This is a genomic window from Flavobacterium soyangense (assembly GCF_015277675.1).
GTDB classification, from domain to species: Bacteria; Bacteroidota; Bacteroidia; order Flavobacteriales; family Flavobacteriaceae; genus Flavobacterium; species Flavobacterium soyangense.
On record NZ_JADHEC010000018.1, the window covers coordinates 18,385 to 44,589 of the forward strand.

At 34.2% G+C, this 26,205-nt stretch carries 21 protein-coding genes; 20 read left to right on the top strand and 1 reads right to left on the bottom strand.

All coding sequences use genetic code 11. The features are described from left to right. From IR213_RS09315 to gpmI, 10 genes are all read left to right on the top strand, one after another. On the top strand, positions 1-285 hold the full coding sequence (locus tag IR213_RS09315) for a hypothetical protein (protein WP_194312039.1): 285 nt from the start codon (positions 1-3) through the stop codon (positions 283-285). After that, positions 278-574 carry a hypothetical protein gene (locus IR213_RS09320; protein ID WP_194312040.1) on the top strand — a complete coding sequence of 99 codons (297 nt, stop codon included), beginning with the start codon at positions 278-280 and terminating at the stop codon, positions 572-574. The genes IR213_RS09315 and IR213_RS09320 overlap by 8 nt, the downstream gene beginning before the upstream one ends. Further along, entirely contained in the window at positions 574-1,470 is an 897-nt protein-coding gene (locus tag IR213_RS09325; protein ID WP_194312041.1) for a nucleotidyltransferase, read from the top strand. The genes IR213_RS09320 and IR213_RS09325 overlap by 1 nt, the downstream gene beginning before the upstream one ends. After that, positions 1,460-1,927, top strand: coding sequence for a hypothetical protein (locus tag IR213_RS09330; RefSeq protein WP_194312042.1), 468 nt, complete (start codon positions 1,460-1,462; stop codon positions 1,925-1,927). Before IR213_RS09325 ends, IR213_RS09330 begins: the two co-directional genes overlap by 11 nt. Positions 1,928-1,992: 65 nt before the next feature. Then, entirely contained in the window at positions 1,993-2,775 is a 783-nt protein-coding gene (locus IR213_RS09335; RefSeq protein ID WP_194312043.1) for a hypothetical protein, read from the top strand. Between the two features lie 2 nt (positions 2,776-2,777). After that, positions 2,778-5,315 (top strand): hypothetical protein, encoded by a 2,538-nt coding sequence (locus IR213_RS09340; protein WP_194312044.1) that lies wholly within the window; start codon positions 2,778-2,780, stop codon positions 5,313-5,315. A gap of 4 nt (positions 5,316-5,319) precedes the next feature. After that, positions 5,320-8,166 (top strand): hypothetical protein, encoded by a 2,847-nt coding sequence (locus IR213_RS09345; RefSeq protein ID WP_194312045.1) that lies wholly within the window; start codon positions 5,320-5,322, stop codon positions 8,164-8,166. A 274-nt stretch (positions 8,167-8,440) separates the two neighbouring features. Continuing rightward, positions 8,441-10,828, top strand: a complete 2,388-nt coding sequence (locus IR213_RS09350) for a DUF5916 domain-containing protein (protein WP_194312046.1) — start codon at positions 8,441-8,443, stop codon at positions 10,826-10,828. 133 nt (positions 10,829-10,961) lie between these two features. After that, positions 10,962-13,382: a DUF5916 domain-containing protein gene (locus tag IR213_RS09355; protein WP_194312047.1), complete on the top strand. Its 2,421-nt coding sequence runs from the start codon at positions 10,962-10,964 to the stop codon at positions 13,380-13,382. A 243-nt stretch (positions 13,383-13,625) separates the two neighbouring features. Beyond that, complete coding sequence (gene gpmI / locus IR213_RS09360) at positions 13,626-15,143, top strand: 2,3-bisphosphoglycerate-independent phosphoglycerate mutase (RefSeq protein ID WP_194312048.1); 1,518 nt, start codon at positions 13,626-13,628, stop codon at positions 15,141-15,143. 55 nt (positions 15,144-15,198) lie between these two features. Here the strand turns inward: gpmI and IR213_RS09365 are convergent, their stop codons facing one another. Then, entirely contained in the window at positions 15,199-16,473 is a 1,275-nt protein-coding gene (locus tag IR213_RS09365; protein ID WP_194312049.1) for an acetyl-CoA hydrolase/transferase family protein, read from the bottom strand. A 122-nt stretch (positions 16,474-16,595) separates the two neighbouring features. On the opposite strand from IR213_RS09365, the gene map reads away from it, so the two are divergent. From map to IR213_RS09415, 10 genes are all read left to right on the top strand, one after another. Further along, positions 16,596-17,414 carry a type I methionyl aminopeptidase gene (map, locus tag IR213_RS09370; protein ID WP_194312050.1) on the top strand — a complete coding sequence of 273 codons (819 nt, stop codon included), beginning with the start codon at positions 16,596-16,598 and terminating at the stop codon, positions 17,412-17,414. Positions 17,415-17,486: 72 nt separating this feature from the next. Further along, the gene (locus IR213_RS09375) at positions 17,487-18,794 is read left to right on the top strand and encodes an AAA family ATPase (RefSeq protein WP_194312051.1); all 1,308 of its coding nucleotides are present in this window, start codon (positions 17,487-17,489) and stop codon (positions 18,792-18,794) included. After that, positions 18,781-19,299 (top strand): hypothetical protein, encoded by a 519-nt coding sequence (locus tag IR213_RS09380; protein WP_194312052.1) that lies wholly within the window; start codon positions 18,781-18,783, stop codon positions 19,297-19,299. Before IR213_RS09375 ends, IR213_RS09380 begins: the two co-directional genes overlap by 14 nt. Then, on the top strand, positions 19,283-20,053 hold the full coding sequence (locus tag IR213_RS09385) for a class I SAM-dependent methyltransferase (protein WP_194312053.1): 771 nt from the start codon (positions 19,283-19,285) through the stop codon (positions 20,051-20,053). Before IR213_RS09380 ends, IR213_RS09385 begins: the two co-directional genes overlap by 17 nt. 118 nt (positions 20,054-20,171) lie before the next feature. Beyond that, the gene (locus IR213_RS09390) at positions 20,172-21,002 is read left to right on the top strand and encodes a restriction endonuclease (RefSeq protein ID WP_194312054.1); all 831 of its coding nucleotides are present in this window, start codon (positions 20,172-20,174) and stop codon (positions 21,000-21,002) included. Positions 21,003-21,037: 35 nt separating this feature from the next. After that, a complete protein-coding gene (locus tag IR213_RS09395) occupies positions 21,038-22,393 on the top strand; it encodes an MBL fold metallo-hydrolase RNA specificity domain-containing protein (protein ID WP_194312055.1) in 1,356 nt (451 codons plus the stop codon). Positions 22,394-22,463: 70 nt separating this feature from the next. After that, positions 22,464-22,889, top strand: a complete 426-nt coding sequence (locus IR213_RS09400) for an HYC_CC_PP family protein (RefSeq protein ID WP_194312056.1) — start codon at positions 22,464-22,466, stop codon at positions 22,887-22,889. Positions 22,890-22,957: 68 nt separating this feature from the next. Next, entirely contained in the window at positions 22,958-24,985 is a 2,028-nt protein-coding gene (locus IR213_RS09405) for a TonB-dependent receptor plug domain-containing protein (RefSeq protein ID WP_194312057.1), read from the top strand. 52 nt (positions 24,986-25,037) lie between these two features. Beyond that, positions 25,038-25,391, top strand: coding sequence for a heavy-metal-associated domain-containing protein (locus tag IR213_RS09410; protein ID WP_194312058.1), 354 nt, complete (start codon positions 25,038-25,040; stop codon positions 25,389-25,391). 124 nt (positions 25,392-25,515) lie between these two features. Then, a complete protein-coding gene (locus tag IR213_RS09415) occupies positions 25,516-26,187 on the top strand; it encodes a DedA family protein (protein ID WP_194312059.1) in 672 nt (223 codons plus the stop codon). The last annotated feature ends 18 nt before the right edge of the window (positions 26,188-26,205 follow it).

Below are 26,205 nucleotides of genomic sequence, written 5' to 3' on the forward strand. Positions count from 1 at the left end.
ATGACAGATATATTGCTTACTACAGATTTTGATTTAAAAATAGCCAACGGCGATTTTGTGACTGGCGATAGCTCAGACCAAAATGTGGAGCAATTATTTATGAGCACACCAGGTGACTGGAAAGAACATTTAGAAATAGGTATAGCTATTACTAGAGCGAGTAAAGGAAACATAGACCGATTTTTAGACCGAACCATTCATGTACAAATGGCAGCGGACGGATATAATATAAAAAAATTAGCAATAACAGAGACTGGTGTTTCTATAGACGGAAGATATGATTGATTATAAAGTATATGAAAATCAAACGCTACTAGATGTATCGGCTCACGTTTACGGAAGTGCAGCTGTGGCAATGGAATTATCAAGAATTAATTCTATTTCGATAAGTGAAAAACTGCAAGCTGGTCAACTGATACAATTAGCCGATGCGACCATAACGCTACTGGTAAAAAAAGCATTAGACGGTCGGGGAATTATTCCAGCAACAGGATTTAATGGAACAATCGACGACTTAATACCCGATTTAGGCATAGGATCAACGGCAATAGGCTCAACATTTATAGTACGATAATGGCAAGAACAATAAACGTTATACAACAGGAAATGCTCACTAGAATTACCGCAGATGAAAATCTAGCGGGTTTGAATACAACGAGCAAAACAGCGATTTGGCGGCTTATGGTGTTTGTGGTGGCATTTTCTATTTGGGTATTGGAAAATCTTTTCGACACTCATAAAAAAGAAGTGAACGACATTATCGAGGCAAAAATGCCACATCGCCCGAGTTGGTATAGAACAAAGGCATTGGCTTTTCAATATGGGTTTGATTTATTGACCGCAAGAAACGAATTTGGGTTGCTGGAGGATACGGACAAATTTGATAATACTGGTTATACTCCGGAACAAATCGAAGCCTCTAAAGTTATAAAATACGCAGCCGTTACAAAATCAGGCGGGCAATTGTTTATTAAAATAGCTACAGAAACTGCGGGAGTTCTTGCTCCGATTGCACCTGAAGTAAAAACGGCTTTTGTGGCTTATATGGATGATGTTGCCGATTGTGGTGTGAAATATTTGGTGGTGAACCATCTTCCAGATCGTTTGATTCTAGGAATGCAAATTTATAGAAACCCTTTGGTGTTAAAAGAATTCGGGATGGACATACGAACCGCTAAATATCCTGTTGAAGATGCTATAAAAGCCTATATGAAACAATTGCCCTTTAATGGTGAGTTGGTTCTAGCGCATTTAGTCGATAAGCTACAGCAGGTTGAGGGCGTTGTGATTACGCATATTTATAATGCCACTTTTCAGGCTATTGACATTAGCACAGGATTGTATAATGCACCCGAATTGATTGATGTGAAAACCGTTCCCGTAGCTGGTTATTTTGATGTGGGAAGTATAAACGAAAGCACTGGAGAGTTTGAGAGTGGGAATTTTAGCAGCGTGAGTTATGTGGTATAAAATCGACTTTGATAAGCTCATTCTTTTGCTTTTGCCTACTTTTTTGCGAAAGCCAGTATTGTTTGGTTATCTCAAATCGTTGGTTGCGCCTATTACAAGTTTGTACCATCGTTGGTCTCTACTCCGGGATGATAATTTAGAGATTTTAAAATACAACTCGCAGCGCTGTTATTTAAGAGGTGCTTTGAATGACAGATATGACCCTGACGAAAGGCGAATAACGATAAGCAACACGAGTAATAAGGTGCAAGATTATATTTATACGTTTGGCGAAAACACACCCGTTTCTTTGGGAACGATGTTTATAGAATCAGCCTTTAATTATGCCGGAACGACGGTAGATTTTATTGTAAATGTACCTCAGCAGATAATAGCTATGAAAAAACAACCCGCAATAGAGGCTACTATAGAGTTCTATGCATTGGCGGGAAAATCATATAAAATTGTAGCGGTTTAAGAGTTTAAAAGTTTAATAATTATTAATTAAATACGGAATGGGATTGCTTCGTTCCTCGCAATGACATGAATACAATGAATTTTGGCAATACAGGCGGTTTCCCGATGAGTACTCGCATTCTGGACGAGTTGCAAACTGCGTTCTCTATTTTTAATGCTCTAGGAGCAATTGCGGGCGATAAGACTATTATTTCGGGCTGTGTTACCACTGGCTCAATAGTTAGTCCTGGTGTTGTATGTATTAACGGTGAAGTATTAGAATTTAGAGGCGGAACTGCTCAGACTAAAGTTAAAATTGTGGAGGTTGTTGAAAATTTGCTTTTTGAGGACAATATATCGAAACCTGTTATCAAAACCCGATACGTGACATTTGGAACAGGTGTTGGGGCGATGGATTGGGTTGATTTTAAAGCGGGTTTCCCGACTAAAAACATAGATACCTTAGTGGCTAGAATTACGGCATTAGAAGCTCGCCCATTGGTTGGCAATATTCCAATAGATTTGATTGCACTTTGGGGACGACCAGCTAATGAAATTCCTCCTTTATGGGTCGAATACATAGGTCTAGCGGGTAGAACTCCAGTAGGTTTTTCTGCAACAGATGCCGATTTTGATGTGGTTGGAAAAGTTGGTGGTGCAAAAAGCAAAACCTTATCTATTGGCAATTTGCCAAAGCATAAATTCACGTATAAAAAAGCAGTCCCCGGGCGTGGTTATAAACCAGAGAACACTGATTTTCCACTTGGCAGTTTGCAAGATGCCGATACAAATGAATTGGGTAATGATGAATCATTCTCACTACTAAATCCATATCGAGTAGTTCATTTCATTCAATATAAAGGAGTATAACTATGGCAGATAAAAACACATTAAAAAACTGGTTTAAAACTGGTTTAAAACCAACTCAAGAGCAATTTTGGGCGTGGATAGATTCGTTTTACCACAAAGATGAAAAGATACCTATCACGGCTATTGATGGGATTGAAAATATTTTGCAGCCCAATGCGAAAACTATTCTTATCTCAGATACTTATTCTAAAAGTAATTATGAATGGAATGTAGTTCCTGGAGATAACTTAGAAGAAGGAATTGGTAAACTAGCACACGCATTAGATTTATTGCTACTAAAAAACTCAGGATTTTTAAACGTGTTTGTGAAGTCAAATAATCTACCTGTACACGGAGAAATAGAAGTAAGAAATGCGGGTACAAATACCATTGTATTTTCTGGAGGTACTTCTTTCGGAACATTAAGCAACGAGTTACCTATTGGAAAGTATGATGTTACTATAATTGCTCCTGGTTATGATCTAATTTCAACCACAGTTGTCGATGGTAGTTTGGTAGATAATATTACACAAGGCACTACTTGCAAAAACATTGATATTAATGCTTTTGACTCCAACGTGACTTTCAACATTAAGCCTAGTTTTGCTCCAACAATAAATACATTCACTATTAACGAAGGAGCTGTATCTACAAGTAATAGCGCATTACGTTTAAATATAGGCACTGTTGGAGTTGTTAGCGAAATTAGTGTTTCTAGGCTTGAGTCTATGGTAGGAACTACTTGGCTACCATACACTGGCGGCGATTACAGTTATAATTTTCCTTACGTTGATAACATTCAATTAATTTTATTTATAAAAGTTCGAAACATTACTGGTCAAAGTAATACAATGACTGCCTCTATTAATGTAGTCAACGGACTTGTAAGAAGTGACAGTGCTAAAACTTATAATTCTATAGCAAATTGTATAGATGACATTCTTGCTGAATACCCTACAGGACTGACGAATGACGTTACCATTACAGCTACAGATGAAGTTGTGAATGTGAATACAGCTAGTCTTACAGGAATGATACGCTATATAGAAAGTTGGAATGCTGGATCAAATTATTATTTACACATCAAAGGCCAGAAAAAGTTTACCATAGATTGTCAAACTGGAGGAGCGTTTAGGATGTTGAAAGTTGATAATATTATCTTTTCTGGTATTAATTTTATAAACGTTTGTAATTATCACGAGTATTCTAAGCCAGAAGTTCTATCGGCATTATATATCCAAAGTTGCAATAATATAGCAATAGACAATTGTACTTTTGACGGCGTTTATCCTAAAAATCCAGCACTAGAGCACGGAAGATACGGCATAGTAGCTATAGATTGCAACTCGATAAATGTAACAGATTGTGCTTTTAGTAAGTTTGGATTGAGAGCATTAGACATTCAGTTTGTCAAAGTGTTTTCTCTTCTTAAGACAACAATTTCTAATTGTACAATTATTCGTGACAGGATCGGTCAACCCGCTATTATAGAACTAAAAGAAGTTGATATTATCAAGATCGAAGATTGTGTACTCGACGGTGCATTGGCCGATACGATTATTTCTGGACTTAATATAAAACGAGTGTTTATTAATAGAACGAAATTAATAAATTGCCCTGGAGAAATTATATCGCTTTTTAACACAAAAAAGTCTGAAATTCTATCCATTAAAAATTGCCTCATAAAAAATAATCTCTATCAAGTTTATTATCCTTGGACAAAACAGAACGTCGAAATAGACAACATTGAAGTTGTAGAGGTAATTAATTGCAACGTGAAGTTGTCTCCGGTAAACGGCAATAATATGTATGCTAAATTTATAAGAGCGAATCAAAGAATAGGAACGTTGAATTCTTTTAACAATGTATTTGAAATTAGCATGCCTGGCTTTACTAATAATGTGGCTGACGCTGGTTTGTTCGAAATGCCCGTGTTAGATGTTTTAAATTCAAACTATAATATTTACAAAGACTATAGCCTGAATGCAGATGCTATATCAAATAATATCTTGAACGTAACTAGTACAAGTTCAATTGTTAAATTATCCAGAAGTAATTCATTGACTAAACTAAGAGCAGCCCCATATCTTCAAGATATAAATTCTATAGTTGTGTCAACTACTATTCCGTTATATACTAATGATGATGAAAGTTTGCCGCTTCCTGTTATAACTAATGCTGGGATAAATTCATTGATACTTCCAAAGTTTGATATAAAAAGATTTGTTAAAACTGGAAACGGAAATCCGGGAGCATATTATTTTAATGGAGTTGTAGGAACCAATCAAGTTGCGATAGAATATGCAGGAATATATACTCCTACGAACTCCAATTTTCAGGAAACTGATTTGAACTACATTGTAAACTCAGCAGCTCTTACGCTATTGTCTGTAGATAAGTATGATGATTACGGACTATACAAGTGGACATTTTCTTCAGCTGGAAGCCCTGATATAGTAGCAATTGGGCATGATGTTTCGGTTGCTTTATTTTCGAATAACAATTCAAATGGAACTTACATAGCTAACAGATCTTATGCTCTTAACATAGAAAAAATTTAATTAAATGACACTATATTCTCAAGCTTTTTTAGTAAAACAAGCACTACCAGTGCCGGGTTTTGATGTATCAAATTATTTCCCTGTTGTAGGCGACACAGTTTCATTGACAAATAAATCGATAGATAATGACGTGAATTTATGGTCGATAAAAGACGGAGTGAATGCTAATAGAACCAGCGCAACATTGAATGAAACCGTTACAATTTTAGCCCCTGGAGGTAATATTCAATCATTAAAAATCAGTAACACGGTAAAAAGTCTGGTTGAATCTACTGAAACTGTGTACGGACTTTTATCGCCAACCGAGCCTTATTATACCATATCGGTTTCGAATAAGGTATGTAGAGTTGGAGATTCTGTTACTATAACCCCGACTAGAATTTATCCACAAGTTATCGCTAATGCGCACACTGTTAAGTTAGAGTTGTATGACGCTAATACAGGCGCATTGTATCAGACAATAAACAATGTTGTCGCTCCGGTAAGCGTTAATTTTACTTATAGAGGGGCCTTTAACATAGTATTGACGGCGACTGAAACAAGTAACTCAAGAACGACAGTGAATAAGCAGTTTCGAATAATAACTGTTACTCCAGCATTAGCCCTTAGAACATTAGCTATTGAGTTTACGCTAAAAAGTATTGAAACTCTTGCTATAGAAGATCCGTTAGGAACTACTATAAATACAATTTCAGGAACAAATGTTCCAGCAGGTTCTACAGTTGTATTAAAATTTCCTTCAACTCACGACCCTAATCATAGGTATAGGATACAAGGCTTGAATTTAAAAGGCACAATCACAAATCCCATTATAATTACAATTGACTCTCCTACGCAAATGCTGATAAAATACTCGTCTTATTGGGGTATAATTTTACAAGGGTGTGAGCATATTGTAATTGATGGTAAAGGGTATCAGAACATAGATTTAGGAATTCACGTTACAAAGCATGATGATTATGAGCAAGGCAACACAGCAATTCAGATTACAAGTTTAAGTAATTATATTGAGTTACATAATCTTGAAGTTAGCAAACCAAGCTTTGCTGGTATTTTTTGCAAAACAGATCCTGACGTGAATAATACAGCTACTTTACGAGGAAATTTCACTATGCAAGACACTAGGCTTCACAATAGCTATGTTCACGATACCGCAGGCGAGGGTATGTATTGGGGCTATTTTGATAATTCTGAACACACAAAGAAAAACTCAGCTGGAGTTGATGTGACGTATAGACCGCATAATTTGAACGATACGAAAGTTTATCGAAACCGTTTTGAAAGAACGGGTTGGGACGGCTTACAATTAAACAATGCTACAGGAACTACTGAGATACACGACAATGTTTTATTAGATTGCGGAAAAGCTAGTGAGCCAGACCAAAACACAGGAATGTCTTTAGGAATTGAAGGTAAAGTTTTTAACAATTACATCAATAAAGTTGGAGGAGCTGGAATTCAGTTTGGAGCTTTAGGCCCAGTAGACATTTATAATAATGTCATTGTAAACATTCCGGAAGGTTCAGCAGCTTTGTACTTGCTGAATAGTAAAGACGTGCCTGAACAAAATGTTGGTATAAATTCTAATGGAAATTTTTACAATAACATACCTATTAATGTATATAATAATAATCTAATTACAACTGGGAATAAAGCAACAGTTGGAGCTTACAATGTTTGTCAGCATCAAGGATTTGTTTTTAGAAACAATGTAGTATCCTGCGCTAATGTTTCAAGTAAATTTGCAGGGCAAGAGGCTACAACTTTAGCTGTGTGGGAATCTAACGCATTGAATAACGTAGTCTTGAATTTGTTAGATACAACCGCACAGAAGTTTGGCTCAATATCTAAAGGAAATTTTAACATTTATTCAGATTCCGCTATTGCATCTGGAGGTTCTGTTTTAGGTGAAACTTATGATTTTAGAGGATTTAAAAATTGGACAGACAACGATAAGTTTATAGGGGCTTATGCTGGAATAGTTAGAGTTTCTAGTTTTTTCTTGCAGCTATCATCTATAGCTATTAATTCAGGTGCTTTGCTTACAGATGCAACAGCCGTGAATGTAGTTATGACTTTTTTAGGAAACCCTACTCATTATATGATCTCTGAGAGTTCTACGTTTGTTGGAGCTTCCTGGGTAGCTTACACAAGCAGTACAGTACCATTCACGTTGTCGTCTACTCAAGGGTTGAAAACAGTTTATGTTAAAATTGAAAATAATAATGTAACAACAGATGGAGTAAGCGATACAATTACTTATCAGGCCGGAAGACAATTTTTAATAGACTTTGCTTCCATTGCGGTTTATTCAAAAGCAACTACTTACTTAGGTGCTGCAGCAACTTGGAATACTTTCAACTCACCCGTGAATTTAATATCAGCAAGCTCAATTCCTGTTGGTCAATCACTTTCAAATTTGAAGGACACGAAAAATGTAGCGTCAACTTACGGATTAATTATTACTGACGCATTTGACGGGGTCGATAGTAACATTACCTTACCTGGTACGCAATTTCCGTATGAATATAACGCTGTTAGGTTCAACTGGCTTGTCTCTGAAACTCTTGGTAATAAAGGCAGTTTTAACATTACAGGGCTTGACGATACTAAAAACTACGACATTATACTTTATGCACATCGTAATATACTTACTTCAACTTATAATTTTGTAGTAAAAGGTGTAGCGCAAGCATTTTCATCTAGGCATACCGATGGTACTGGCGTAGTTGATAATCAAGCTATTTACAACAATGTCAAGTCAGTAGGTGGAATAATAGGTATTGATGTAATTACTACAGCTGCTACCAGAGGCTTCCTTGGAATTTTAGATATAAGAGAGAAGGTGTGAATAATTTAAACGTGGTTTAAAGTGTGATTAAAAAGGCTTCGCGATATGTGAAGCCTTTTGTTATATTTGTCAAAAAAATGGAAATTTTGATTTACAAAAATGGAAATTTTGATTTTTCGATTATAAAATATACAACAGAAATAAATTTCTATAAATAATTTAAGAAAAAAATATGATTTAAGGTTTATTTTAGGAATGCTATAAGATGTAAAAAATTTCATTTTGTTTGTTTTTTGTGGTATTTGTATTATATTTGTTAAATTAAAAGCACCATATGCCGAAACTTTCAATTATTTTAATACTCATTTTGTTTTCTTTAAGCAAAAACATTTACAGCCAAAAAAAGATACTTCAGGCAAAATCTACTTTAGAAAACATTGTTATAGACGGAAAAATTAATGAAGAAGCCTGGAAAACCGCTCCAATTGCTACTGATTTCATTATGTATGAGCCTGATAATGGAAAACCTATCAGTAAAAACAAGAAAACAGAAGTAAAAATTCTTTACGACAATACGGCCATCTATGTCTCTGCTTTATTATATGATGATGAGCCCAATAAAATTTCACAAGAATTAACTAATCGTGATGTTTTTGGAGTTTCTGACCATTTTTCGGTTTCTATCAATGGATACAATGACGGGCAACAAGATTTTAGATTTTATGTAAGTGCCGCTGGGGTACAGATGGATTGTTTGGCAACGGAAGACCTTGAAGATTATAAATGGGATGCCATTTGGGATAGTAAAGTCTCATTAACCGATTTTGGTTGGGTTGTGGAAATGAAAATTCCTTATGCAGCACTTCGATTTTCTAAAGCCCCGAAACAAACTTTGGGTTTAAATTTTATGCGCGAAATAAAGCGTGATGCCCAAAAATATACCTGGAATTTTGTTGACACAAAAATAGGTTCCATAATAACGCAAGAAGGAGTTTTAGAAGGAATTGAAAATATAAAAACGCCTACCAGGCTTTTCTTAATCCCTTATACATCAGCATATTATCAACAAAATGATTATGGATCTGATAGAACCCTAAAAGCGGGTTTAGACATTAAATATGGAATAAGTGATGCATTTACACTTGATGCGATATTAGTTCCTGATTTTGGACAAACAAAATTTGATAATGCGATTCTTAATCTCGAACCCTTCGAACAGCAATTAAACGAAAACAGACCTTTTTTTACGGAAGCGACTGATTTGTTCTCAAAAGGAGGCTTATTTTATTCCAGAAGAATTGGTGGCACACCAACTACTGAACCTACAACTGTGGTCAATGAAAAAGTTACTGAATATCCAAGCTCTGTTAATTTAATAAATGCAGTAAAAGTTTCCGGTCGAACCGAAAAAGGACTCGGAATTGGGTTTTTAAATGCCGTTACCGAGAAAACTTTTGCCACAATTTCAAATACAATTACAGGAACAACCCGAAAAGAAGTCATAGAGCCATTAACTAATTATAATGTTTTGGTATTTGACCAGCGTTTCAATCAAAACTCATCAGTTTCTTTTGTTAACACAAATACCACTAGAAATGGAAATTTTCGTGATGCCAATGTTTCCGCTATATTATTCGATTTGAATACAAAAGCAAACACTTATAATTTATATGGGGATTTTAAATACAGTTCCATTACTGGTTTAGAAAATTATGATGGATACAAAACAGCGTTAAACTTTGCTAAAACGAGCGGAAAATACAGATATTTGTTTTCTGGGAAATATATTTCCAAAAATTACGATATAAATGATTTAGGAATTATTTTTGTAACTAACTATCACGCAGCTTATGCTGAAATGAGTTATAGAATTATAAATCCAACAAAAACTTTTAATTCTTTTAAAGCTTCTCAAAATATAAATACTGATATACAAAATACCACTGGAAAATTCCAAGAAGCTTGGTATCAAATTAATGCTTCTGCAACTACATTAAAAAACCATTATCTTGAATTTCGTTTTACACTTAATCCATTAGAACGATTTGATTTTTATGAACCCCGAGAATATGGAAGATATGTTTTTAAACCCAAAAGTGTCGTCGGTTATATCCAGTTTTATTCGAACGAAAACAAGCCTTTCCATTATGAAGTAGAGGCTGCAGCTGAAAAATTTGACGAAGAAGGAAGAAATGCTTATATTTTAAATGGTGGAATAAAATACAGATTCAGTGATAAATTTTCATTATCCTATAATTTGCTTTACACTCGCAAGGTAAATGACAGAGGATGGGTTGGTTTTGATAATACCGACATTATTTTTGCCGAACGCAATCGAGAAATAGCAGAACATTATTTTACCGGTAAATATTCCATAACCAATAAGATGACCTTTAATCTTATAGCCCGTTATTATTGGTCCTATGCTGAAAATCATGAATTTTTCACCCTGCAAGATAACGGTCATTTAACTCCTAATTCAAGTTATTCGGAAAATAAAAATAGAAATTTCAACTCTTGGAATTTAGATTTTTCTTATTCTTGGTGGTTTGCCCCAGGAAGTGAAATCTCTGTTTTATATAGAAATTATGCATTAGTAAGTTCAAATATTGTCGAAAAAAATGTACATACAAACATCTCTAATGTTTTTGACAGCAATTTGACAAATATTTTATCGGTTAGTATTCGCTATTATATTGACTATAATTCCTTAAAAAAATAAGTTTTAACTTTTCTATAATTAAACTGTAACATTATACCAATTATATAGTCTATTCATCTGAAAAACTTTTTAAATCTTGTTTTCACTAAAGAAAATAGATTTTTAAAACTTTGAATATACGAATTATTTTTTAATGAAAAAGTGTTACTACTTCTATTTTCTTTTATTTTTTGTTTTTGGGTTCGGCCAGAAGAAATCATTACAAACAAAATTCACATCCGAAATGATTACTTTAGACGGTAAACTTGAGGAAGACATTTGGCAATCAGTTCCTATTGCAACAGATTTTATAATGTTTCAACCCGATAATGGCAAAGCTGTTGCCAAAAACAAAAGAACTGAGGTTCGTGTACTATATGACAACGAAGCCATTTATATAGGTGCCTTACTCTACGACAATGAACCGAACAAAATCTTAAAAGAAATCAACAAAAGAGACAATTTTGGTGCAGCCGATTTTTTTGGTGTTTTTATCAATGGGTATAATGATGGTCAACAAAATTTTCAATTTTTTGTCAATGCTGCAGACGGTCAAGCAGATTGTTTAGAAACAGATACCAATGGCGAAGATTATTCGTGGGATGCTGTTTGGGACAGTAAAGCTGTCATAACAGATTTTGGCTGGGCAGTAGAAATGCGAATTCCTTATGCAGCTCTGCGCTTCTCGAGTGAAAAAGCTCAAACTTGGGGAGTTAATTTTTTTAGAGAAATACGCAGAGATAGAGAAAAATATTCCTGGAATTTTATTGATTCGAAAATTGGAACATTTACCCAGCAAAATGGAACTTTAGAAGGTATTGAGAACATCAAAACCCCAGCTAGACTTTTCCTTTTACCTTATGCTTCGTTTTATACATATGCCAATGCAGATCAAAAAACCAATAGTGAATTAAAACGTGGTCTGGACATCAAATACGGAATAAATGATGCTTTTACACTAGATGCAATGCTGATTCCTGATTTTGGACAAACCAAATACGATGATCGAATTTTAAATTTAAGTCCCTTTGAACAACAATTCAATGAAAATAGAGCTTTTTTTACAGAAGGAACCGATTTGTTCAGCAAAGGAAATCTTTTTTATTCCAGAAGAATTGGCGGACCACCATCCTATTCTCCGGAACTGAAGTCAAATGAAGAAATAATCGAAAACCCTAACAGCGTAGAATTATACAATGCAACCAAAATTTCGGGTAGAACAAAAGGAGGTTTAGGTATTGGATATCTTAATGCCGTAACGAAAAAAACGTATGCCACTATTAAAAATACCGATACTCAAGAAACAACTGCAGTTTTAGTTGAACCATTAACCAATTATAACATCATTGTTTTTGACCAACGTTTTCACAAAAACTCATCAGTTTCATTTATAAATACTAATGTCACACGAAATGGTTCCTTTAGAGACGGAAATGTATCAGCCTTAGTTTGGGATTTAAATACTACAAAAAACACTTACAATTTAGCAGGAAATTTTGAATACAGTTATGTAAATGATATTAAAAACAAAAAAGGCGGAATAAATACAACCTTGGACTTTTCTGAAACAACTGGAAAATACCGTTATAGTGTAGGCGCCAATATGGTCACAAAGGATTTTGACAGCAACGATTTAGGGATAAATTTTGAAACTAATTATTATAATTTTTACGGTAATTCTAGCTATCGCATTCTCAATCCAACAAAATTTTTTAACTCTTTTAATACCAACATCAATGCCTTTACTCAGTTTCAAAAAGAAACAGGCAAAGTGCAGGGTAACCAGATTAATTTAAATGTAAATTCAACTACAAAAAAGAATCACTACGTTGGTTTTGGACTACAATATCGTTCCTTGGAGAATTATAATTATTACGAACCTAGAGCAAATGGTCGTTATAGCATTGATCCTAAGAGATTTGGAGGCTGGCTCACTATTTCATCTAATTACAATAATAAATTTGCTTTCGACATCAATCCCTATTTTGCCATTTTAAATGAATCTGGAAGAAAATCAATTGGAATAGATTTCAGTCCAAGGTATCGCTTCGACGATCATTTTGCATTGAATTATGCTTTTAATTTTTTTAAACAAAACAATAATAAAGGCTTTACTGATAGTATAAATGAGGACAACAATAGTGTAACACCAAACATTATTATTTATGCCAATAGAAATGTAGTCACATACATCAATACACTAAATGGAAAATATTCCTTGAATAGTAAAATGAATTTTGACATTTCTGCACGTTATTATTGGTCATATACCGAAAACAAAAACTTTCTTAAACTAGGAGATAATGGAAGGCTTATTCCTTATAATGATTATACCGAAAACCAAAACCAAAACCTGATTACTTGGAATTTAGATGTGTCATACAATTGGTGGTTTGCACCCGGAAGTCAATTGACCCTATTGTATCGGAGCAATGCCGCTAAATATGACAATTTAATCAACAAGGATTTTGCAAATAATTACATCAGCCTACTTAATAACAAAGATTTGAATCACGTAATATCCATCAGTATAAAATATTTCATAGACTACAATCAAGTCAAAAATGTATTTTAAAAAAGTAGAAAATCCAAAATAAGCTTCTAATCATTTAAATCTCTTATACTTTACAAAATATTCCTCAAAAACCATGGTTTTATAAATGGTTTTAGGGGATTTTTTATTGCATTTATTGTACAAAAAAACACATTTTACAACACATTTTAAGGTATTTGTTGTACTTCTCTTTTTTATATATAATAGTAGTTTTGACGTACTTATATCTTTTTGGAAAACTTTATCTTTGCAAAAAAAATCACAATGAACAAAAAAGTAATCCTTATGATCCTAGACGGTTGGGGAAATTCACCCGACCCTAAAGTCTCCGCAATTGACAATGCCAATATTCCTTTTATCAAAAGTTTATATACAAAATATCCCGTTGCTCAACTACGAACCGATGGTCTAAATGTGGGCTTACCTGAAGGCCAAATGGGAAATTCAGAAGTAGGACATATGAATCTTGGTGCCGGAAGAATTATTTACCAAGATTTGGCCAAAATAAATCTTGCCGTAGAAAACAAAACATTAAATACGGAACCCGTTCTAGTTGAAGCGTTCCAATATGCCAGAGATAAAAACGTAAATATTCATTTCTTAGGATTGGTTTCCGATGGCGGTGTGCATTCTCACACTTCGCATTTGCGCGGTTTGATAGACGCAACCCAGGATTTTGGATTGCAAAAAGTCTTCGTACATGCTTTCACGGACGGACGTGATGTGGATCCAAAATCAGGAGCTACTTACATCCAAAACTTAGAAAATTATATCGCAAAAACTTCGGTTAAAATTGCTTCAGTTGTTGGCAGATATTATGCAATGGATCGTGATAAACGCTGGGAAAGAGTGAAAATAGCTTATGATTTATTGGTAAACGGAACAGGAACACATTCTAAAAATGCAGCGAAAAGCATTGAAGAAAGTTACGAAAATAACGTGACCGACGAATTTATAAACCCAATTATAATGGTTGATGAAAACGACAAACCATTGGCTACAATTAAAGAAAATGATGTCGTTATTTTCTTTAATTTCAGAACGGATAGAGGTCGCGAACTTACAGAAGTCTTATCACAACAAGATTTCCACGAGCAAAACATGCACAAATTGAATTTGTATTATGTTACGCTTACCAATTATGACGAAACTTATAAGAACGTTAAAGTTGTTTACAACAAAGACAACGTTACGGAAACCCTTGGCGAAGTTTTAGAAAAACACAACAAAAAACAAATTAGAATTGCCGAAACAGAGAAATATCCTCACGTGACATTCTTCTTTTCGGGTGGAAGAGAAACACCTTTTATTGGCGAAAGCCGCATCCTGAAAAACTCTCCAAAAGTAGCCACCTACGATTTAAAACCGGAGATGAGTGCATATGAACTGGCGGACGCATTGGTTCCTGAACTTGAAAAAGGTGAGGTTGATTTTGTATGTCTAAATTTTGCAAATGGTGATATGGTAGGACATACCGGCGTTATGAGTGCAGCAATAAAAGCTTGTGAAGCCGTTGATAAATGTGTCGAAAAAGTGATTACTGCGGCTTTGTCCAATGATTATACAACATTAATTATTGCCGATCACGGAAACTGCGAAACGATGATTAATCCTGATGGAAGTCCAAACACAGCGCATACCACAAATCCAGTTCCAATCATTTTAGTTGATGGAGAATTAAAAGAAATTCATGATGGCGTTTTGGGAGATTTAGCTCCAACCATTTTAGAGTTAATGGGAATTGAAAAACCCAAAGTTATGACCAGACATTCACTTTTGTAATAGTTAAAACTGAGTTTATATAAAGAGAGTCCTGCAAATTTGCTGGACTCTCTTTTTATCTGGGGTTTATCAAATTATAATATTCTCTTTCAATCCATTCCTGATGATTTGGATGTGCAATTTTAACCAATTCTGTTGCCCGTTGTCGCAATGTTTTTCCGTACAAATCGGCTATTCCGTTTTCAGTAATAATGTATTGAATATGAGAACGCGTGGTGACAACCCCTGCTCCTTGTTTCAAATAAGGAACAATTCTGCTCTCGCCATTTTTAGTCACCGAAGGTAGCGCAATAATAGCTTTTCCTCCATCACTTAATGAGGCACCACGGATAAAATCCATTTGACCTCCAACACCTGAATACATTCTTGCCCCAATTGAATCCGCACAAACCTGACCTGTCACATCAACTTCTATTGCTGAATTAATGGCAACCATTTTTGGATTTTTCCGAATTCTGGCGGTATCATTTACATATGATGATTCTCTCATTTCAACAAACGGATTGTCATTTACAAAATCATATAATCGTTGGGAACCAATTAAAAAAGTAGCCAATGCTCTACCTCTTGAAACCCCTTTAAAATTACCATTAATAACATTACTTTCAATTAAATCAATCACACCATCCGAAAACATTTCGGTGTGTAAACCCAGATTTTTATGGTTGGACAATTTTGATAAAGCAGCATTTGGAATAGAGCCAATTCCCATTTGTAAAGTGCTTTCATCTTCTATTAATGACGCAATGTAATTCCCTATTTTATCTTCCAATGGTGAAGAATTCCCCATTTCATGAGTGTATATTGGCACATCAACTTCGACTAAATAATCAATTTCGGAAATGTGAAGAAATCCATCTCCAAAAGTTCTTGGCATTTGCGGATTAACCTGTGCGATTACTGTTTTTGCACTTTCAATTGCTGCCAATGTTGCTTCTACTGAAACTCCAAGCGAACAATATCCGTGACTATCCGGTGGTGAAACATGAATAAATGCCACATTTAAAGGCAGTACTTTTTTTCTAAACAAATAGGGCAATTCACTCAAAAAAACAGGCGTATAAGAACCATTTCCCGCTGCCAAAGTATGCCTAATGTTTGGACCAATAAAAAAAGAATTCACGTGAAAGCTTTCAGCTAATTCCGGATTCGCATAACGCGCTTCTCCTTCAATGTGCAAGTGACACATTTCTACGTTTCTTAATTCAGAAGCTCTTTCCGTTAATGCATTTACTAGTATTGTAGGGGCAGCAGCTGCAGCCTGAAGATACACCCTATCACCAGATTTTACCGCTTTTACGGCTTCTTCAGCAGTTATATATATACTCATAACCAATAATTTTCTATAAAATTACATGCAATTGTTTAAAAAAAATATGATAAAACTCATACATAATCAAATTTTTAAATAATCAGTTTTTAATTGTATTTTTGCAGTCAGAAAAAAGTTTTATGATTATCCAAAAAACCCGTGAAGAAATTGAATTGATGCGCGAAAGTGCCTTAATCGTTTCGAAAACATTAGGGATGATTGCTTCCGAAATAAAAGAAGGAGTCACCACTTTATATTTAGACAAATTAGCTGAAGAATTCATTCGGGATCATGGAGCTGTTCCAAGTTTCCTTGGATTATATGGTTTTCCAAACTCGCTTTGTATGAGCCCAAATGCTCAGGTTGTGCACGGAATCCCTAACAACATCCCTTTAAAAAGTGGTGATGTAATTTCGGTAGATTGTGGCGCCTATAAAAACGGATATCACGGCGATCACGCCTATTCTTTCGAAATTGGCGAAGTTGCACCGGAAACCAAAAAATTATTGCAGGTAACCAAAGAATCTTTATACGTTGGAATCCGGGAATTTAAAGCCGGAAATCGTGTGGAAGATGTTGGAAATGCTATTCAAAAATATACAGAAAGCCACGGATATGGCGTAGTTCGGGAATTAGTGGGTCACGGAGTTGGTCAAAAAATGCACGAAGACCCAGAAATGCCCAACTACGGAAAACGCGGTCGTGGAAAACTTTTTGTAGAAGGAATGGTAGTTGCCATTGAACCGATGATTAATTTGGGGACTAAAAACATAAAACAACTTAAAGACGGTTGGACAATCCTGACAGCTGATGGAAAACCAAGTGCTCATTTTGAACACGACGTGGCACTCATTGACGGAAAACCAGAATTGCTTTCGACTTTCGATTATGTTTATCAGGCATTGGGAATTGTAAGTAATGAGGAAGACGAGTTTAGAAAATTGCCATTAGTGATTTAGATACGAATTTCACAAAGAATAAACTTGTCACTAAGTCTAAAAAAATAACTACTTTTATAAAAAAATACCACAATGAGACTAAAACTTCAAAATATTGGAATTATTGAAGAAGCCTATATTAATGTTGATGGAATTACACTTATTGCTGGTCAAAATGACTCTGGGAAAAGTACTGTTGGGAAGGTTTTGTATGCTTTAATTAGAGGTGTAAACATAGATGAAGATAGATTTAATGCTTCGAAAATTGAATTTGTGAGAAACAGAATTCGTGATATTAGAAATCTTTTATTACGAACTAAACTTTCTAACGGCGAAGACGAAAAGATTCAGGAGAAATTTATTTCTTTATTTTTAGAAAATCGAGATTCTTTTTTTGGAATGCGTAATATAAAATTGAATTTCGAAAATTCAAAAAAAACAGACATCCAAATATCTGAACTCGATGAATTAAATAAATTATATGCTGATTTTTCAATCGAATCGGTCAAAAATCAACTTAAAACATTTTTGACTGACATTGAAAATCGTCTTTCTATAACAATTGACTCGAAAGAGGTATTACAATATGAATTAGAATCTTTTTTTGAAAATGAATTTGGAAGTCAAATAAAAAATAAGTTCAAGGAAGGGAGTTCGTTTATTAAAATTGAAGGAGTAAAAGAAAAAACAATATCGTTTGACAGCCAAATCATCTTTGATGGTTTTGATTCTGTTTCAAATTTTTATTATGATGATGTCTTTTTTGTTGAATCACCAATAAAATTACATGATAGAGATTTCTTTTCTTTTGATAAAATACTCCGAGACAAAAATCAACATCTGAATAGTAAGATTTTTCAACCAAAAAAAGAACAGGACATATTTTCGGACAATAGTGAAATTATAGAAAAATTAAACTCAATAATTACAGAAGTAATAGGCGGTGAGTTTGATTTTAATTCAAAAAGCGAATTAGTTTTTAAAAAAAATAAAGTTGAATTTGACTTAAATAATGTGGCAACTGGAATAAAAAGTTTTGGCATTTTGCAATTGCTCTTACAAAAAGGCATTTTAAACTCCAATTCTTTATTAATCATTGATGAACCCGAAGTACATTTACACCCAACTTGGCAAGTTAAATATGCTGAAATTTTAGTTAGACTTTCAAAAGAATTTGCAATTCCAATAGTTCTAACTTCACATAGTCCTTATTTTATTGAGGCTTTAGAAGCATATTCCAAAAAATACCAATATCAAGATTTAACAAATTTTTATTTTGCCGAGAAAAATGAAGATGGATTGTCCTCTAAAATTATAGATGTAACAAAAGACATCACTCCAATTTTAAGTACTATTTCTGAAGCTTTTTATACAATTCAAGACCTAAATGATGAGAATTAATGAAATCGAGCAGTTTTTTAAAGACAATGTTGTTAAGAAATCTTTGACCGAACTTTCGTTAGATAGCAGTAATGGTATTTCGCTATTGAACTCAGAAAAAAAAAGTTTCGATTTCGACACCTTAGATAAACCAGTAATTTATAAGGATAAAATAAAAACATCGGATACCATTTATTTTAAAGATGATAAAATTATTTTTGTTGAGTTCAAAAGAGGACATAAAATTCCTGAAACACAGTTTAGATTAAAAGCAACAGAGTCTATAATAACTTTTTACAATTATATTTTTACTCAAAACTTCCAAGAAAGCTTGTGTTTTCCGAATACATTGTTCCAAATTTATTTTGTCTATAATAAAGCTAATATTTCTGCAACTGCATTACCTTTTTTTGCAAATATTGAAAGAAAACTCAGAATACAGTACAAACACCTCCTTTCAGAATATCACATAATAGAAAGCGAAAAATTTGAAAGAATATTTACTCTTAATGAAAAAACTTTTTAAATTAATACTCAATACCATTCCTCGTCCAATTTTAATTAGACTGAGTTATGCTGCACGTCCTGTTCTTGCTTTAGCTTTGAAAGGAACTCAATTCACTGACCCAATCGATGGCAAAAGTTTCAGAATGTTTTTGCCTTATGGGTACGGAAAACAGAGAAACAATGCACTTTCGCCAAGTACGCTTTCGCTCGAAAGACATCGTTTGTTGTGGTTGTATTTAAAAAATGAAACTGATTTTTTCACTTCTAATAAAAGAAAAAAAGTCCTTCATTTTGCGCCGGAGCAAGCGTTTTATAAATTGTTCCGCAACCAAAAAAATATTGATTACAGTACAACCGATTTATTTTCGCCTCTTGCCGATGTAAAAGCTGATATTTGTAATTTGCCTTTTGAGGACAATTCTTATGATATTATTTTTTGCAATCACGTATTAGAACACATTCCTGACGATACCAAAGCGATGCAGGAATTATTCCGAGTTTTGAAAAAAGGCGGAATGGCAATTCTGCAAATACCACAAGAATTAGCCAGAGAAACAACTTTCGCCGACGATTCTATCACTGATCAAAAAGAACGTGCCGAAATCTTTGGCCAATACGATCATGTTCGCATTTACGGTCGCGATTATTTTGATAAATTAAGAAGCATTGGTTTTACAGTAGTCGAAGAAGATTACACCAATAAAATCAGTCCGGAATTAGTTGAAAAATATTGTTTAGCCAAAGGAGAAATTATCCCAGTTTGTTTTAAATAATTCAATAATTGAATTTAGATTCTTTTGCATTTTTGTATCTAAAACAAAATTGTTTTTTCCTTTTTTTTCGTACCTTTAGTAGTCTAAATCGTTTTATCAATTGTTAAATTCCTAACAGATGAAGATTGTAAAACATTCTGGCGATATTGTTGATTTTAATCCACTAAAACTCAAACAATCGCTCTTGAAATCAGGAGCAAGTCAATTAGTTGTTGAAACTATTTTAAAAACTATTAAAAAGGAAATCTACGAAGGAATTTCAACCAAGCAAATCTACAAGATGGCTTTTAGTCTGTTAAAAAAAGCGTCTCATTCGCATGCCGCCAGATATAATTTAAAAGAAGCCATACGATTATTGGGTCCGGCTGGCTTCTTCTTCGAAAAATACATTGCTCGTCTTTTTGCCGCAGAGAATTATAAAACCCAAACGAATTTGATTTTACAAGGCAAGTGCGTGTCTCATGAAATTGATGTAGTGATAAAAAAAGAAAACATTATTTCGATGATTGAATGCAAATTTCACCTTGGCAAAGATGCCAATTCTGACGTAAAAGTGCCAATGTACATTCTCTCACGATTTAATGATATTAAAGACAGACGACATGTCATTTTCTCTGAAAAAGATTCTATATCAAAATGCTGGATTGTTACAAATAATCGGTTTACGTCAGAAGCAATTGCCTTTGCAAAATGTTCTGGATTGAGTTTACTAAGTTGGAATTATCCTGAGAACAACAATTTAAAAACCAAAAACGACGATAATTTTCTTTATCCGGTAACCTGTATGACCTCTTTATCTCTCGCCGAAAAAGACAGATTGTTAATATTAGACGTGATTTTGGTAAAAGAAATTATAAACAATTCAGATTGCCTGGAAAGAATTGGATTGAGTTCAAATCGCATAAAAAACGTATTGAAAGAAGCTTCAGAATTGTGTGAATATATATAGAACTACGATTTTTTTTAATTTAAAATAAGAAGATTATGAAAATCAAATTCATTGGTGGAGCAGGAACCGTAACAGGTTCAAAAACATTAATTGAGAGCAATGGCTTAAAGATTTTGATAGATTGCGGACAATTTCAAGGCCTCAAACCTTTGAGAGAACTCAACTGGCAACCCTTACCTATTTTGCCTTCGGCAATAGACTTTGTATTGCTTACACACGGCCATTTAGATCATTGCGGTTGGTTACCAAGATTGGTAAACCAGGGTTTTGAAGGAAAAATTTATTGCACGAGCCCAACGAAGGACGTTGCAAAATTGATACTTCTGGACAGTGCCAAAATTCAGGAAGAAGAAGCAATTAAGGCCAATCAGGAACATTATTCCAAACACGAAATTGCGGAACCGCTTTATACTGTAAAACAAGCCGAAGCCGTTTTTCCGTTTTTTAGAGTGGTTAAACCAAAAGAGGAAATTCTTTTGGATGCCGAAATTGCCGCTGTTTTTTCAAACGCCGGACATATTATTGGCGCTTGCAGCATTGAATTGACTTTGGAAAACAAAACCTTAGTTTTTTCAGGCGATATAGGTCGTGACAATGATATATTAATGTATCCTCCAACGAAACCTAAGAAAGCTGATTACATTTTCTTGGAAAGCACCTACGGAAATCGCCTTCATCCCAACACTAATGCAAAGGCAGAACTGGAAATGTATATCAACAATACGGTTCAAAAAGGAGGAACAATCATCATTCCGAGTTTTGCTGTAGAACGCGCACAAACTGTAATGTATTTGTTGTGGCAACTCAAAGAAGAGGGAAGAATTCCCAATATTCCATATATAATTGATACGCCAATGGGAATTAACACCTTGGATATTTTTGTCAACAACAGAAAATGGCATAAACTACCCGAACATCATTATTTAGGGATGTGTAAAATGTTTTCGATGATTTCTGATTATCAGGAAACCATCGACACCATTTATGACAAACATCCCAAAGTAGTTATTGCTGCGAGTGGAATGATTACTGGCGGAAGGGTTTTGAGTTATTTAGAACGTTATATCGGGTTACCGGAAACGACAGTAATCATCATTGGTTATCAAGCCGAAGGAACACGTGGCAGAAAATTATTGGAAGGTGCCAAAGAAATAAAAATATACGGAAAATATTATCAGGTATTGGCAAATATCCTCGAAATAGAAGCATTATCCGCTCATGGTGACCAAAAAGATTTGCTTAATTGGCTTTCCGCATTGGAAAATAAACCCAAAAAAGTATTCTTGGTTCATGGAGAAAATGAGGCATTGGATGAACTTCGCATAAAAATTACTGAAAGATACCACTTTGACTGCTCGGTTCCTTTGATGGGGCAGGAATTTGACTTGTAACGGCTTGATTTTTTTTTACTTTTAACATAAGTTTAGTTGAATGAGTTGTATAAAAACATAATTTTGCAGTATGAGATTTAAAAAGCATATCAGTCTTTCTCTTGCATTTTTCCTTTTGGTTTCCAATGTGGGATTTGCTTTAGATGTGCATTACTGTAGAGGGAAAGTTGCTTCCGTCAGACCCGTTTATTGGAAAAATATTGAATCACCAGAAGCAGTTAAAGATAATTGCTGCGGATCGAATGCAGCTGTACTTGTTGAAAAAAAAGATAGCTGTTGCAAGGATAAAATGGTTCATTTTCAGAAAAAATCAGAAAATGTAACTCTAAATTCATCCTTCTTTCAGCCTGATTTCAATTTCCTGTTTGAAGAGTGGAGTCCTATCGTTTATTCTGAAATTTCAAATATAGAATTTAACCGCATCACTTCCTATTATTGTGATGCAAATGCACCGCCGCTTTTCAAATTATACCATCAATATATTTTCTACGCCTGATTTTAATGTTAGTATTAAATTCAACCATTTTGGTTTGATAATTTTTTAAAAACATTAAAATTCATCTTATGAAAAAAAAAATTTCAATATCCCTATTGATCTTGCTGGGCGTATTTAATTCCTATTCTCAGGACACTTTGCGCGTGGTAAAAATCACTTCAAAAAGTAAAGGACTACAAAAATCCTATAAGGTTACGGCAAACACAACACTATTGACCAGTAAGGAATTGCTCAAGGCAGCTTGTTGTAATCTTGCCGAAAGCTTTGAGACAAATCCCACTATCGACGTCAATTTTTCGGATGCGTTAACGGGGACAAAACAAATTAAAATATTGGGTTTGACCAGCCCGTATTTGCTGATTACCGAAGAGAATATTCCTTCTGTCCGCGGCGCATCCCAAGCCTATGGGCTATCATTTACCCCAGGAACTTGGATAGAAAGCATCCAAATTACCAAAGGAGCCGGAAGCGTTGTCAATGGATACGAAAGTATTTCGGGACAAATTAACACCGAATTAATTAAGCCGGTTAAAAACATTCCTTTTTTCTTGAATGTGTATGGCTCAAGTGACAGCCGTTTTGAATTGAATACCCATTTCAACAAAAGAATTTCAGACAAATGGCTGACCAGTTTATTCATCCACGGCAATACAAGAGTTTCAAAAGAGGACACGAATAATGATGGGTTCCTTGATAATCCATTGACAAAACAAGTCAATGTTTTAAATCGTTGGCAATATACAGATGCCAAAAAAGGCTGGGTAAGTTTTATCAATTTACAATATTTAAATGATAAAAAACAGACGGGAGAAACTAACTTTAACCCAAATAAAGACCGAGGAACCACTAATTTTTGGGGTTCCGAAATCAATACGGAACGGTTCAATGTTTCTACGAAATTAGGGTATGTTTTTCCGGATATGCCTTATCAAAGTTTTGGTTTTCAAAACGCTTATAATAGTCATAATCAGAATTCCTATTTTGGATTAAGCCGTTATGACATCAAACAAAGCAGCTATTATTCAAATTTGATTTTCAATTCGATTATTGACAACACGATGCATAAATTTGCGACAGGTTTGAATTTTACGTATGACAAATATCAGGAATTTGTTAATGTGAATGATTATAGTAGAATTGATAATTCTGTGGGTGCTTTTTTTGAATATACGTTCGATAATGCAAATAATTTTAGTTTTATTGCGGGGGGTAGAGTTGATAACCATAACAGGTTGGGAACCTTTTTTACGCCAAGACTCCATATTCGTTACAATCTTTGGGATAAAGGTGTTTTACGCGCTTCGGCGGGAAGAGGAAAACGAAGCGCAAATATTTTTGCCGAGAACCAGCCTCTTTTTGCAAGTTCAAGGACATTCGATATTTTAGGTGCTAACGGAAAAATATATGGCTTAAATCCTGAGATTGCATGGAATTACGGATTAAGTTTCTCGCAAGGTTTTTTGTTTTTAGGTAAAAAATCCGACATTGGGTTTGATTTTTACAAAACTGATTTCAAGAGTCAGGTAGTAGTCGATTTGTATACAACTCCAATTGTTCCTGGAAATCAGCAGGTTTTGTTTTATAACCTGAAGGGGAAATCGTACGCCAATAGCGCGCAACTGGACTTCAATATTGAATTGGCAAAACATCTCGATTTGCGCACGGCTTACAAGTATTACGACATTCAAACGGATTATTTAAGCGGAAAAAGTGAAAGACCCATGCAGTCCAAAAATCGTTTTTTTGGAAATTTATCTTATGAGACCCATAAAGACGAAAAAGGAAAGCAATGGAAATTTGATTTCACATATAATTGGTCGGGTAAACAAAAATTACCCAACACATCCTCAAATCCTGAGCGGGACAGACTCCCCAATTATTCGCCTTCTTATTCTTTAATGAACACACAAATTACTCGAATTTTTTCCGATACTTTTGAAATCTATTTAGGTGGTGAAAACATTGGAAATTACACGCAAAAAAAAGCAATACTTGGTAGCGAAAATCCTTTTGGCTCTACTTTTGACGCCTCCATTGTGTATGCTCCAGTTTTTGGACAAATGTATTATGCTGGACTTCGATTTAAAATTAAATAAAAAAATAACAATCAGATTTGCACTAAGCAAATCACAAATAAAAATAAAAAAAATGAAAAATATAATTTTAATATTACTGGTAACTTTCGTTGGATTTTCGGTTCAAGCACAAGAAAAGAAAAACAAAAATGCAAAATATTCCATTACGGTTAATGGAAATTGTGAACAATGCCAAAGGCGAATTCAAAAAGCGGCCTTTTCGGTTGATGGGGTAAAAACGGCAAATTGGAGCATAGAAACCCATAAATTAGATTTGATTATTAACACTGAAAAGACATCAATTGATGATGTAAAAAAAGCTATAGCCAAAGTCGGTCACGATACTGATGAGGTAAAAACTACTGATGGGATTTATAGCAGTCTTCCTTCTTGTTGCAAATACGACAGGGAAAAGACAACTAAATAAAAGCCTCTGAAAAAAGCAAGGTTGTATTAAATTTTTATTAAAAAAACGGAAATCCAGCGCCTTGATAGTGCTGTTTTGCTAAATTATAATTACTTTCACAACCAAAAATTTTTAAAATATTTTTATGAGTAATTTCGATTGGACAAAGCTAATTAATCCTGAATTTTATATTTTAATGGAATTTGGCGGAATAAAAATGGGGTTGCTCGTTATTCTTTTTATAATTTTTGCTGAAACTGGATTGTTTGCAGGATTTTTTTTACCTGGAGACAGCCTCTTATTTTTAGCCGGAATTTACAGTGAGTTATTGACTCGACAAATATCTGTAGGCAACGATTTTGTAAATGTAGTTTTGTTGTCCTCATTGGTTTCTTTATCAGGTGTTTTTGGGAATATGGTTGGATATTGGTTTGGCGTTAAAGGCGGCACTTATCTTTATAATAAGGAAGATACTTTTTGGTTTAAGGAAAAATACCTTTTGCAATCCAGAGATTTTTTCGAAAAATATGGAGGGAAGGCAATTGTTTTTGCGCGATTTTTACCCATTTTCAGAACTTTTGCACCCATAGTTGCCGGGATTGCCGGAATGGATAAAAAGAAGTTTATGTTTAATAATATACTTGGTTCCGTACTTTGGTCTTTCAGTATGATTTTTGCAGGACACTATTTGTCGGATTTATTTAAAACTCAATTTGGCATTGATTTAAAAAGTCATATAGAGTATATTGTAATAGGAATTGTTCTTGTGACAACACTTCCGGTTTTATGGAAATTATTCAAAAAAAGAGTTCATTAACATTATATTCTAAGTATA